9 protein-coding genes, 1 tRNA gene and 1 pseudogene are annotated in these 13,264 nt (G+C 60.4%); 4 read left to right on the top strand and 7 right to left on the bottom strand.

The genetic code is table 11. The features are described from left to right. Positions 1-425 (bottom strand): annotated as a pseudogene (locus BTIS_RS06375) (IS3 family transposase); the annotation flags it as partial. Here BTIS_RS06375 and BTIS_RS06370 point away from each other — a divergent pair. The 3 genes from BTIS_RS06370 (at position 424) to BTIS_RS06360 (ending at position 4,048) form a co-directional block, all read left to right on the top strand. After that, complete coding sequence (locus BTIS_RS06370; protein WP_094663716.1) at positions 424-2,907, top strand: Spy0128 family protein; 2,484 nt, start codon at positions 424-426, stop codon at positions 2,905-2,907. The pseudogene BTIS_RS06375 and the gene BTIS_RS06370 sit on opposite strands and share 2 nt — an antisense overlap. 101 nt (positions 2,908-3,008) lie before the next feature. Further along, positions 3,009-3,413, top strand: coding sequence for a PH domain-containing protein (locus BTIS_RS06365; protein WP_094663714.1), 405 nt, complete (start codon positions 3,009-3,011; stop codon positions 3,411-3,413). A gap of 83 nt (positions 3,414-3,496) precedes the next feature. Next, on the top strand, positions 3,497-4,048 hold the full coding sequence (locus BTIS_RS06360) for a type 1 glutamine amidotransferase domain-containing protein (RefSeq protein ID WP_094663713.1): 552 nt from the start codon (positions 3,497-3,499) through the stop codon (positions 4,046-4,048). Between the two features lie 71 nt (positions 4,049-4,119). Here the strand turns inward: BTIS_RS06360 and BTIS_RS06355 are convergent, their stop codons facing one another. Beyond that, entirely contained in the window at positions 4,120-5,055 is a 936-nt protein-coding gene (locus BTIS_RS06355) for a LysR family transcriptional regulator (RefSeq protein WP_094663784.1), read from the bottom strand. 294 nt (positions 5,056-5,349) lie between these two features. Between BTIS_RS06355 and BTIS_RS06350 the strand changes: the two genes are divergently transcribed. After that, positions 5,350-6,792, top strand: coding sequence for an aspartate ammonia-lyase (locus BTIS_RS06350; RefSeq protein ID WP_094663711.1), 1,443 nt, complete (start codon positions 5,350-5,352; stop codon positions 6,790-6,792). Positions 6,793-6,845: 53 nt separating this feature from the next. Here BTIS_RS06350 and BTIS_RS06345 read toward each other — a convergent pair whose 3' ends face one another. The 5 genes from BTIS_RS06345 to pyk form a co-directional block, all read right to left on the bottom strand. Continuing rightward, positions 6,846-7,766 (bottom strand): Nif3-like dinuclear metal center hexameric protein, encoded by a 921-nt coding sequence (locus BTIS_RS06345; protein ID WP_245819338.1) that lies wholly within the window; start codon positions 7,764-7,766, stop codon positions 6,846-6,848. 107 nt (positions 7,767-7,873) lie between these two features. Further along, entirely contained in the window at positions 7,874-10,702 is a 2,829-nt protein-coding gene (polA, locus tag BTIS_RS06340; protein WP_094663709.1) for a DNA polymerase I, read from the bottom strand. 38 nt (positions 10,703-10,740) lie between these two features. Continuing rightward, positions 10,741-11,346: an ANTAR domain-containing response regulator gene (locus BTIS_RS06335; protein ID WP_375137732.1), complete on the bottom strand. Its 606-nt coding sequence runs from the start codon at positions 11,344-11,346 to the stop codon at positions 10,741-10,743. A 134-nt stretch (positions 11,347-11,480) separates the two neighbouring features. Next, a tRNA-Leu gene (locus BTIS_RS06330) sits at positions 11,481-11,554 on the bottom strand. 141 nt (positions 11,555-11,695) lie between these two features. After that, positions 11,696-13,138 (bottom strand): pyruvate kinase, encoded by a 1,443-nt coding sequence (gene pyk / locus BTIS_RS06325; protein WP_094663707.1) that lies wholly within the window; start codon positions 13,136-13,138, stop codon positions 11,696-11,698. Between the last annotated feature and the right edge of the window lie 126 nt (positions 13,139-13,264).

Raw genomic sequence — 13,264 nt, 5'->3', positions numbered from 1 at the left:
CCCTCCGCCGCCTCACGCGAGCTCGCTCCACCGGACGCGACCTTGAGCACGGCCTCGCGCTTGAGCTCCTCAGGTATGGGCCCGTGGCGAAGCCGGCGTTCGCCGGGCGCGAGCTCGTCAATCCACGAGGCCAGCAGCGTCTTGCTCGGATACCCCATTTGGCGGATCGTACGGCTCGCTCGCCGCCCGTGCGTCAGGTAATGGTCCACCGCGGCCCGCCTCTGCTCCAACGTGTAGCGCGAATACCGCTCGCCACGCGTCGAGGGTATTCCCGTCCTCTGTTCCTCGAGCCAGTCCCGATGCCACATACGCAACGCCTCACGACTGGGATACCCCAACTCCCGGATCGCGTCCGCCGCGCAGCACTCATACCTCACATACAACTCCACCGCACGCCGACGCTGCTCCCTCGTATACCTCGCCATGATGACTCCTCCCGGATCACAGTCCAAGAAAACGTCACCACCTCGCAACGCCACACTCTCCCCGCCCGATCCCACCAATCAGCCTGGCGGCAGCGATGATGGCGTGTTCACGCCCGACATCGACTACATCCATAAGCGACTCGATTCGAGCGCCTCCACGAACGATGCCGGCGAAGCCATCTGGACCTCGACCATCTACACCTCCCGCATGCCGGCTTCGACCGATCCCACCACGCTCGAGTTCGCCGACGCACTGACCGGAAAGCCACAGGGGGCGACCTTCCACTTCAAGGACAAGCCGACGTTCAAGGTCGGAGACACGATTCTCGTGGAAGGAACCGACTACGACTTCACACGTTCCTTCTTGCCCGGCGAAACGACCTCATTCAACGTCAAGTTCAAGGGAGACACAGTCAAGGCAGCCTTCGGCAAGACCGACATCATCGTCACCTACACCACCGTCTGCAGCAAGGCCCCCGGAGATTACGCTAACCGTTCCGTCGTCAAGTTCGGGAACAACCCCAGTCAGGGATACAACGCCACAGACCACGTCGAGAAGACCAATCTGGTCTCCAAAAGCGGCAAACTCAGGTGGGACAAGGACTTCAAGTGGAACACCATCGATAAGAACGACACGTCCGTGGGCGCGTGGGTGGCCGACTGGACCGTCATGGTGAACGAGGACGCCGACCCAAACAACCATCATGGTCTGGTGAACACCGAAGGCAAGCCCATCGTAGTGCAGGAGACACTGCCCGAGGGCATGCGCTACGTGCCAGGTGGCACATACGATATCCAGGCCGGTCTGGATGTTGGACCATTCACGGGTCAGGACCTCGACAAGACCATTACCTCCAACAACAATGGCCGAATCGAGTTCACCATCCCCACGGACAACCTGAGGCAGAACGACGGATACTACAAGGCCTTTGCAACGCTTACCTATAGAACCGCGGCAAAAAGCACCGGCAAGGATGTCTCCTACACCAATACTGCGAGCGCCTCGACGGGTTCCACCAATCTCGGTAGCAGCTCGGCCACGGTCACCGGCAGGAACAACGTGGTCGACAAGACGGCGGTTGCCGAGGAGAAGCTCAACCATGTTCGCTACACCATTCTGGTGAACCCCGAAGGCGTCGACATCGCGAAGGATTCCGACACGGTGACGCTCTCGGACGTCATGGACTCCAAGGGAACCTTCCTGCCCGGTTCGCTGAACATCACCGATGACACCACAGGTGATGCCATCGACGTACCGGTTCAACTTGACGACATCGTCGATGCCGATGGCAATCCGACACAGAAGCTCACACTTACCCTGCCTGATTCCATGCCGGTGAGGGTCGTGTACGCCGTCATGCCTTCCGGCAAGCCTGGAGACAAGGTGAATCTCAAGAACGTCGCCACGCTCGAGGGGCAGATGGGTGGTAGCTCCACCAACGAGAACCAGTGGAATGTCACCAACGCGCAGGCTGGCACGGTCGGCACAGCGGGTGCCATCGCCATTACCAAGGTGGATGCGTCGCATCTATCCCGGTTCCTGCAGGGGGCCGAGTTCGCGTTGTACAAGGTAGACATGGATAAGCTGGACCGGGTCCTCTCCCCCGGTAGCAAAGCCACCGACGAAATGATTGAAGGTGCCGCCACAAAGGTGTACACCGGTATGACCGGGCCGAACGGCACATTGGAATTCGGCACTGTCGATGAACCACTTGAGAACTATGCGCTCTACTATTTTGTGGAGACCAAGGCACCCACATTCACGGGATCCGACGGCGTCGTCGTGCACTACTCTCTTGATTCCGCCAAGCATTACGCCATGATCAAGGGCGATGATGACCAGGCGTATGAGAACGCTATCGCGAAAGCCCGGAGACTCGGCTTGGCGGTCTCCCCCAACACGGCATTCACGGTAACGGACAAGCGCATTCCCATACCGGTCAAGGCGTCTATGAAGCTGGGCAAGCAACTGTCCGGCCGTGCCTGGACCGACGCGGATGCGTTCGACTTCCAGCTCACGATCGACCCTAGCGGCAGCAGGGGCGTCAACGAGTCCGACCTTGTCGACGCTATGCCCAAGCCGGACACCGTCACGGTGCGTAAGTCCGGTTCGGGAGCCAATGGCAGTGTTTCACCCGTGACGTTCGGTGACTTCACATTTACCAAGCCGGGCACCTATGCCTATGGCGTGCATGAGACAAGCCAGCCCGGCAACGGTGTGACAGTCGACTCCCGCATGGCCAGAGTGACTTTCACCGTGGTCCCAAACGCTGCCGGCGATCTCACCGTCACGAGCAGGACTTCAGGGCTGAACGATGTGAATGGCACGCAGACGTTTGTCAACACGTATAGCTCGATAACTGCGCTACCACTCACCGGTGGGTTCGGTACACCACGAAGCTGGGCCATTATCGGCGGCCTGCTCGCGGCGATGTCCGGTATCACCATGGTGATACCGGACCGACGCAGGCGGGATATGTGATACACCGTGTCCGCTGTGCTTGATACTCGCGTTGCCCGTTGGCATCCGATAGTCTGGAGAAACGGACACCCGACGACGGCCGTCGGGAGGAAGGGAAAATCATGATCGATTTCAACACCACGTTCACCAAGATGGACGACATGGGTCATGGTGAAGCCAACACGTTGCTCGATGGACTGCTGCTTGACGGCGAGACCGTCCACGCCGCGTTCACCGGTACGCGCGGCTGGGTGGCATTCACCGATCGGCGGGTCATCATCGTGACCGCACAAGGCATAACGGGCAAGAAGAAGGACTACACGACCTTGCCGTATTCCGGCATTCGTGCAGCCAGCGTCGATACGACAGACGGATTCGAGACGGATGCCAATATGGAACTGTGGATCGGAGATTTGGGATTCTCCGGTCTGGTCGGAGTAGCTACGCCATGCAAGATCCGACTTGAATTCGTGCCGGGTGTCGATGTGCGTGATCTCGAACGATTCGTCGTCGATAGAATCCTGTAGTCGTTTGATGTCGTACCATGTGTTGCGTACATGGTATTGGCACACCATCGTCATCACACGACCGCTATAAGGAGAACAGGATCATGGCCATCGAAAACGCCAATGTACTGATCATCGTCAACAACTGGGGCATCGAGGAGACGGAGCTGACCCGTCCGTTGCGCGATCTCAAGGCCGCCGGCGCGAATGTGACGCTCGCCGCCACCACGCTGGACCCGTGCGAAACCGTGCAGCACGACCGTTATGAAGGTGAGACGCTCACCCCGGACGCCAAACTGTCCGACGTGCAGGCCGCCGACTACGATCTGCTGGTGATTCCCGGCGGCACCTGCAATGTCGATCGCATTCGCGTGAACGAGGACGCGATCACGCTCGCTCAGGAGTTCGCGCACGCCGGCAAGCCGATCGCCGCTATCTGCCATGGTGCGTGGCTGCTGGTCAACGCCGGTCTGATCGCGGGAAAGACGTCGTCCCCCTGCCGTTACATCGCCGCCGACATCGAAAACGCCGGTGGCCACTACGTCGACAATCAGCTGACCGTGGATGACGAGAACGGCTGGCGCCTGATCACGTCCCGCAAGCCCGACGATCTGGACTACTTCGTGGGCGCGATCAAGGACACGCTCTCGGCCTGACGCCCGCACGTTTTCGGCTCATGCGCAACATGCAGAGTCACAGGCAGCCGCATGCGCATGACGGCACAGCATCACATCACCGGCGGCCGCACTAACACCTCGTCGGCACCGTCGGCATTCGACAGCAACATGTCGACGGCAAGTCCGGCGAGGTATTTCGCCATTGGTGACAGCTCCCAGTTCTTACGAGTCACCAGTGCGAACGTATCGTAGATAGGCTCGGCGAGTGACGTGGTGTAGACGCTATCGGGGAATCCTTCCGCATCCGCCACCGCCCGAGGCAGTATCGTGTCGCCAAGTCCGAGGGAAACCAACGACAAGGCGGAATCAACCGATTCGATTTCAATCATCGGGTCCAACGTCACCCCATGCATCTGCGCCTGCTGGGCAAGCTGCCTACGCGAAGGGTCCCGCCATCCATGGTGGGCATCGTAGAGGATCAACGGCTCATCGGCTATCCGTTCCACACGCATCGGTTGCGCGCACCGCTCCGGTTTGCTGCTGGCCCATAGAATCTCCTGTCGCATCAGAGGCGTAATCGCCAGTCCGTCAGTGGGAATCGGCAGGCAGAGCAATCCGGCTTCGAGTTCGCCGTCACGCACCGCGTCCGCAACCTCGAACGAGTTCTGACCGACCAGTCGCAGATGCACGTTCGGATGGGCTTCACTGAAGACGGACGCCAGATCCGACAAGCCGTAGTAGCCGGCATTGCGCAGAATGCCGAACGACACCGTGCCGCCTCGCCCGGTCAGCAAGGCGTTCAACGCCGTGTCCGCGCCAAGCGATCCATCCATCAGACGCTTGGCCCACGGCAACAGCGTGCGGCCCGCAGTGGTGAGCACCAGACGCCGTCCACCACGTACGAACAGTTGCAGTCCGTAATTGGCTTCGATGCGTCGCACCAGTTCCGACACAGTCGGCTGGGTCATGCCCATGTATTCGGCCGCTGCGGTGAACGACCCCAAGGTGGCGGCGTAATAGAACGCCTGTATCTGCGTCAACGTCATGGCAATCATGGTGAGACCGCAGTGATGCGAAATGGTGTCGCCAATATGTTCGGCATGTAAATCGGTGTAAACGATATCGGACCTTCGCACGATCACACTTCCGATTGTCGGGCTTACCAACACCCGTGTCACCCCGTCATAGTCTTCTTCTATGGGAAATCAAGGAATCGGTGCTCTTGTATGGTGTGTCGTCTCCGCGTATGGTCTGATGTCATCGAAGCCCACCGGCAACGATGACATCCCACAACCATCACCACAAGCCCGGCACAACCGGGAAACAGGGAGGCACCTCAAATGACCGCTGTGATCCTTACCGACACGGTACGCACCAATACCACCGACCGCTCCGCCCGCATCGAGAAGGACTGCATCGGCACATTGCCGGTTCCGGCGAATGTCTATTGGGGTATTCACACGCAGCGTGCCATTGAGAACTTCCCGATCTCCGGCGTTCCGGTGAGTCACCATCCCGAACTGATTCGCGCCTATGCGCTGGTCAAGCAGGCGTGCGCCCAGGCGAACGTGGCGCTGGGTGGCATCAGTCATGAGCAGGATCGTCTGATCGAGCGGGCGTGCAAGGACGTCTACGCCGGCATGTTTGACGATCAGTTCCCGGTTGATGTGTTGCAGGGAGGCGCCGGCACCAGCACGAACATGAACATGAACGAGGTAATCGCCAACCGTGCTCTCGAGCTCGGCGGCCATGAGCGTGGCGAATATACGATCATTCATCCCAACGATACGGTGAACAAATCGCAGTCCACGAACGACACCTATCCCGCAGCGGTTCGACTGTCCCTGATCTTCGCACTGCGCACGCTGATCCGTAGCGTCGACGCCCTGTCCCTGTCATTCCTGGCCCTGTCCCGTCGCACCGCCGATGTGGTCAAGCTGGGTCGCACACAATTGCAGGACGCGGTGCCCATGACGTTCGGTCAGGAGTTCGGCGCCTTCCACGCCACCATCGCCAGTGATTCCCGTAGGCTTTCCGATATGATCGACCGGCTTGCGGTGGTGAACCTCGGCGGCACCGCCATCGGCACCGGCATCTGTGCGGACGCCCGGTTCCGGAACCTTGTCACGGAACGGCTGCGTGCCGTATCCGGAATGCCGGTGATTTCAGCGGAGGATTCGGTCGCGGCGACCAGTGACATGGCCGATTTCGTTGATACCTCGTCGGCGTTGAAGCGTCTGGCCGTTCATCTTGGCAAGATCGCCAACGATATTCGTCTGCTCACATCCGGGCCGCAGGCAGGTCTCGTGGAGATCCACATTCCGGCACGGCAGGCTGGTTCCTCGATCATGCCCGGCAAAATCAACCCGGTGATTCCGGAAAGCGTGAACCAGAGCGTATTCACGGTGATGGGCATGGACACCACGGTCAGTTTCGCCGCCGAGGCCGGACAGCTGCAGCTCAACGCTTTCGAGCCGGTTATCGCCCACTCGCTGCTCGATGGGATGATGATCCTCGCCCATGCCATGGATACGCTGCGTACCCACTGCGTGGAAGGCATCACCGTCAATGCCAAGGTCGGCCGGGAACGCGCGGAGCATAGCGCATCACTGGCCACTTCGCTCAATGGCTACGTCGGCTACGAGGAGGCCGTCCGGCTCGCGCATAAGGCTCTGGCCGAAGGTCGCAGCGTTCATGACGTGGCCATGGACGAGGGCCATATCCGCAAGGAGATTCTGGATGATGTGCTCGACCCGCTGAAGCTTGCGCATCTCGATCGCTGAATGGAGCCGAGGTCCGGTGCGGGATCGTGGAGGTTCCGCACCGGACCTCAGTTTCAGCCGACGCGGAAGGTCCACGGATCGGTGCTGGTCGTGGACAGCGTGACCTCCACATCAGCGCCGAGGGTTCGTTGGATCGCCTCAGACACATCAGGCACCAGATAGTGGAACAGCGAGCGCTCGATGGCTGAATGTGGCGTGTTGATCAACGCCGGACGGGGAACGGACGCCCCAGTCGGGGATTCCACGCGTCCGACGGCGAACCCCCGGCCGCGCAATTCCGCTTCGTACAGGGCCTGTTGCCATGCGTCGGTGGCAGGATGATGACGGAGGTCGCTGGTGATGTACACGTCGGCACCGGTTGCCCGGACCTCGTCGAACATCGAATCCCCGGAACCCGGTAGCGTGGCGACAAGCTGTACCTGCTGATCGGGGTCTCCCGCCACCTGAATGCCGAGTTCGGTATGCGGCAGCAGGTTCGCCACGCGTTCGGCGAGTGCGCGAAGCGTAACCGGTTCGGGAAGCTCGCCAACACGTCCGAGTCCGACGGCATGGTCAGTGTTTGGATCGGCGATGGGTTCCAGCGGCCTCTGGTCGACGAGGCCGAGCCGGTCGGCGAACGCGTGTGCGGTGCCGCGATAGGCGGAGTCGGCGTTGGTGTGGCCGACCCATAGTCCGCAATGATTGGCGATCAACGTATTGACGATATCACCGCGGAATCCGAGTCCGGAGATCTGATGTACGGATCGGAAGAACAGCGGATGGTGGGTGATGAGCAGGTCCGCCCCGTAGTCGATGGCTTCGGCCACGATTTCCCGGGTGGGATCAACCGCGCAATAGATACGACGGACCGGCTGGGAGAGGTCACCCACGATCAGGCCGGGTTCATCCCATTGTTCCGCATATCGGAGAGGATACAGCGTTTCCAGCACGTCGACGATCTGCTTGAGTGTGGGTGCCATGGTCGGTTCGGTCATTGTCATTCCCTTCCGAATATGCGGTTGCGATACTACACAAAATAATACGGGTCCTCAGGTCCTTGGCTTCAGAAGCCCGAGGACGTGAGGACCCGTATACCGGTGACTCAGTGCGCCGCGAGCTGCCAGTCGTCGCCGATGCCGGTGGAGACATCGAGCGGCACGTCGAGATGCACGGCGTTCTCCATGGCGTCGCGGATCAGGTCGGTGGCGGTGTCTGCCTCGCCGGGGGCGATCTCCGCCACCAGTTCGTCGTGGATCTGCAGAATGATACGACTATGAAGGTCATGATCGCGCAGTGAATCGGCGGCACGGATCATGGCGATCTTCATGATGTCGGCGGCGGTTCCCTGGATCGGCGCGTTCAGTGCGGCGCGTTCAGCCGCATCGCGGACACGGCGGTTCGTCGACTTGAGGCCGGGGAAATAGCGACGACGTCCGAACATGGTTTCCGTGTATCCGTTGCGCTTGGCTTCGGTCACCAGGGATTCCAGATAGTCGTGCACCTTGCCGAATGTGGCGAAATACTTGTCCTTGAGGACGTCCGCCTCGGCCGGTGAGATCTTGAGCTGTTGCGCGAGACCATACGTGCTCAGTCCGTAGGCCAGTCCGTAGCTCATCGCCTTGACGTGGGACCGCTGGTCGCCGGTGATCTCGTCCACAGGAATCTGATAGACGAGCGAGGCCACGTAGCGGTGGAAGTCCGCTCCGGAACGGAACGCCTCGATCAGCACTTCGTCGCCGGACAAATGTGCCATGATGCGCAGTTCCACCTGCGAATAGTCGCAGCTCATCAACGATACATATCCCTCGCCCGGCACGAACGCTCCGCGGATCTCACGGCCAGCGGCGTTGCGGTTGGGGATGTTCTGCAGGTTCGGTGCGGCCGAACTCAGCCGTCCTGTGGCGGCCACGGTCTGTTCGAAGGTGGTGTGGATGCGACCGTCGTTCTGATTCACCTCGTCCAGCAGACTCTGCACGATCTGCTTGAGCTTGTTGGTTTCACGATGCCGTAGCAACGCCACCAGGAATGAACTGGCACGCTCGTTGTTCACATTGCGCACCGCCATCTCCTGCAATGCCGCTGCGTCGGTGGTGTATCCTCCGGATTTGGTCTTGCGGGTGCCGCGCAGTTGCATGTCGTCGAACAGCACTGCCTGCAGCTGCTTGGGGCTTTGCAGGTTGATGTGTTTGCCGGCAGCGTCCCATGCCTGTTCCTGGGCGTCCCGCGCCTCGGTGGCGAACCGATCACGCATGGCGATCAGACGGCCTTCGTCCACGGCCGCCCCGACCGATTCCATGCCGAACAATACTTCGGATACCGGCAGTTCGATGGTGTGCAGCAGAGAATACTGCTTCCTCTCCACCACCTTGGGTGCAAGATCACGGGCAAGTGCGCGCACGAGCGCGATATGGCGGACCACGGACGCGGGCTTTGCCGTCTCCGGTTCCTCGTCGATGTCGAGTGCGAGTTCTCCCTGCGTCGCCCCGGCATCGGCCTCGTCCATTGGCAGATCAAGGAAGTGCGCCGCCTCGGCGTCCAATGAATCGGGATGATAATCGGATTCGACCAGATATCCGGCAAGCTGGGTGTCGAACCACGGTCGAGGCACATGCACGCCGATGGTGGCAAGCAGATGCGATTGGTCTTTGAGCCCGTGCAACACGCACACGCCCGCACGATCGTTCAGCAACTGCTGCAGCACGTCGCGGCATGCAGCGGCCGAGTCGGCCTGCAATATCACGGCATGATTATCGGGACCCAACAGCGAGATCGCCTGCAATATGGTGGTGCCGGGGTGAACGTCCCCCTCAGCGTGGAGGAACCACGAGGATTCCAAGGATTGTGAGGCATCGTCAAGCTCACTGTCGGGCACAGTCTTTGGCTGGACCGCGGAAACGATGTGGTCGTTGATCCACTGTCGTACCTCGTCCACGACCGTATCCTCATTATCTGCGATCGTGTCGATGATCGGCTCGTCCAGCACCGGTTCAGCGAGGCCGGATTCCGCGTCGGTAGCGGTCCCCTCCCCTACGATGCCACCGGGGAACGCCTTAAGCAGCCGGGTCTTGGTCCGGGGGCCGAACTCCAGCTTTGTGAACAGCACATCGATCGCGGTAAGGTTCGGCGGAGACATCACCAGATCACCCACGTTGACGCCGAGATCAAGGTCACGCACTAAGGCGTTGACCTTGCGATTGAGTTTCACCTGATCAATGTTCTCTCGCAGGGCCTCGCCCTTCTTGCCCTTGATCTCATCGGCATGCTCGATGATGCCGTCAAGATCGCCGAACTGGTTGATCCATTTGGCCGCGAAACCGTCGCCCACACCAGGGACTCCGGGAATGTTGTCCGCGGTCTCACCGCGGAGCGCCGCCAGATCGGGATACCGCTGCGGGGTGACCTTGTACTTGTCCTCCACGGCCTGTGGCGTCATATGCTTGAGGTCTTTGAAATGATGCCCGGGATAGAGCACGGTGATGCGATCATCGATCAGCTGAAAGGCATCACGATCGCCGGACAGCACCAACGCATCAAAGCCCGCCTTCTCCCCCATGGTAGCGAGCGTGGCGATGATGTCATCGCCTTCATATCCCGGCTTTTCGATATAGGTCACGCCCAATGCCGTGAGCATGTCCTGAATCACCGGCAGCTGCGGCAGCAGATCCTCCGGCGCGGCATCCCTTGTGCCTTTGTATTGCGGGAGCAGATCGTTGCGGAACGTGCCACCTTTGACATCAAACGCCACCGCAACGTGTGTGGGATGTTCGTCCAGAATCACTCGGGTGAGCATGTTGGCGAATCCCCACACCGCGTTGGTGGCGAATCCTGCGGATGTCGTGAAATTCTCGGCAGGCAACGCGAAATACGCGCGGAATGCCAGAGAATGCCCGTCGACGACGAGCAGTCTGTTCTCTGCCGTCACCTTGTCCATATCGTCAGAAGCGTGCGAAGACAGAGTCATGGATCAGCTCAGCCCTGCACCTGCTCGATGACCGCGTCGGCGACCTCCTGCATGGTCAGACGACGATCCATCGACGTCTTCTGAATCCAGCGGAACGCCTCCGATTCGGTAAGGCCCATGTTCTCCATCAGCAGGCCCTTGGCACGATCGACACGCTTGCGAGCCTCGAAGCGCGCCTTCATGTCGGAGACCTCGTCACGCAGCGCGTTCATCTGATCGAATCGGCTGATGGCCACCTCGATGGACGGGAACAGCTTTTCGGGAACGAACGGCTTGACCACATACGCCATGGCACCGGCGTCAGCAGCCTTCTCCACCAGGTTCTGCTGGGAAAATGCGGTGAGCATGACCACGGGGGCAAGATTCTCCTCAGCGATCTCCTTCGCCGCAGTGATGCCATCCTTGCCCGGCATCTTCACATCCATGACAACAACATCGGGAACCAGTTCACGGACCAGATCCACGGCCTCCTGACCGCTGGCAGCCTCACCAACCACATCGTAACCGGCGGCGCGCAGCGACTCGACGATGTCGAGACGAATCAAGGCCTCATCCTCGGCCACGACGACGGTGCGTCCCTTCGAATCCTCCGACAGCGCATCCATATCAGACATATCCGTCCCTTTCCGCGTTTTGACCATAATGAATCGCGTTACATCATCGTAACCAATTCAAATCACGTACTATGCAACGCAACACATTCAATCACGTAAGCGATGGCGGTAACGTTCCCTCATCGCCACGTCAGTGCCCCGGGTGGGACTCGAACCCACACTGTACAGATTTTGAGGCTGTCTCCTCTACCAATTGGGATACCGGGGCAATCCTTAAGAGAGGGTACACCATTTATCGAAATGACACAAAAGTTTGGGGCCCATCCGCGTGTTTCGCCACGCGGATGGGCCCCAGAATCATGCCGTACGGTTACCGATCAGCGGTACCATACCGCCGATTCATCTATGCTCACGCGGCGTTGCCGACGGTGTGCACGTAGATGGAGTCGGTGCTACCGGGCTTGTGGTCACCCTGGGAGCAGCTGAGCACGACGATGTGGTCGCCGTCCTCGACCTTGCCGGCGGCCTTCAGCGTGGCGTCGGTGAGGGCCATGACTTCCTTGCGGGTCATGTCGTGGTAATCCTTGTCCAGCAGGAAGGCCTCGGTGCCCCAGCTCAGAGCCAGCCAGTGGTAGGTGTGCTCGTTGTTGGTCAGACCGTAGATCGGGGCGGCCGGACGCTCACGGGCGATGCGGTGCACGGTGTCACCGGTCTGGGTGAAGGCGACGATGGCCTTGGCGTTGAGCTTCTCGGCCAGGTCGACGGCGGCGGAGGACACGGCACCGGACTTGGACATATCCAGGTTCTTGAGCTCCGGGATGCGCTCGAAGCCGTGGGAGGTGGCGTACTCGGAGATGCGGGACATGGTGGCCACGGTCTCGGTCGGGTACTTGCCGACGGCGGTCTCGTTGGAGGTCATCGTGGCGTCGGCGCCGTCAAGCACGGCGTTGGCGCAGTCGGAGGCCTCAGCGCGGGACGGAACCGGGGAGTTGACCATGGAGCCGAGCACCTCGGTGGCCACGATCACGGGCTTGGCGTACTTGCGAGCCAGCTCGATGATGCGCTTGGTGGCCAGCGGGACCTCTTCCAGCGGGCACTCAACGGCCATGTCGCCACGGGCGGCCATGATGCCGTCGAAGGCCTTGACGATGTCCTCGAGGTTCTCGAGGGCCTGCGGCTTCTCGATCTTGGCGACGATCGGGATACGACGGCCTTCCTCGTCCATGATCTCGTGGGCGCGGTCGATGTCGGTGGCGAAACGCACGAAGGACATGGCGATGATGTCGGCACCGGTGCGGATGGCCCAACGCAGGTCGGCCTCATCCTTCTCGGTCAGGGCGGGCAGGCTCACGGCCACGCCGGGCAGGTTGATGCCCTTGTGGGAGGAGACGGGGCCGGCCACGACGACCTTGGTGTGCACGTTGTTGCCCTCGACGCTGGTGACCTCGAGACGGACCTTGCCGTCGTCGATCAGAATCGGATCTCCCGGGTGGCAGTCGCCGGGCAGACCCTTGAAGGTGGTGGAGGTAATGGTCTCGTCGCCTTCGATGTCGTCGGTGGTGATGGTGAACTCCTGACCGGCCTTCAGGAAGACCTTGTCCTCACCATCAGCGTTCTTCTTAAACCAACCGCAACGAATCTTCGGACCCTGCAGGTCAACCAGGGCAGCCACGTTGCGACCGACGGTCTTGCCGGCCTCGCGGAGGTTGTTGTAGACCCTCAGATGGTCCTCGGGCGTGCCGTGAGAGCGGTTCAGACGAGCGACGTCCATGCCGGCCTCAACGAGCTTGGTGATGTTCTCGAGGGATTCGGTAGCCGGTCCGATGGTATCTACGATCTTGGCTTTACGCATATTGCCTGCCTATTTCTTCTAGACGGAACGAGGAACAGGATGTTTCCCCGCTGTTGCCATGGATTAGCTTACTAGCTGTTCCAGACCGAGCAAGGTGTGATTACGGCGTGTTGTGTTAGCGTTCAC

It is taken from the genome of Bifidobacterium tissieri (genome assembly GCF_002259645.1).
GTDB classification, from domain to species: Bacteria; Actinomycetota; Actinomycetes; order Actinomycetales; family Bifidobacteriaceae; genus Galliscardovia; species Galliscardovia tissieri.
Note: the sequence above shows the minus strand (reverse complement) of the source record. Positions and strands in the feature narration are given on the sequence as shown.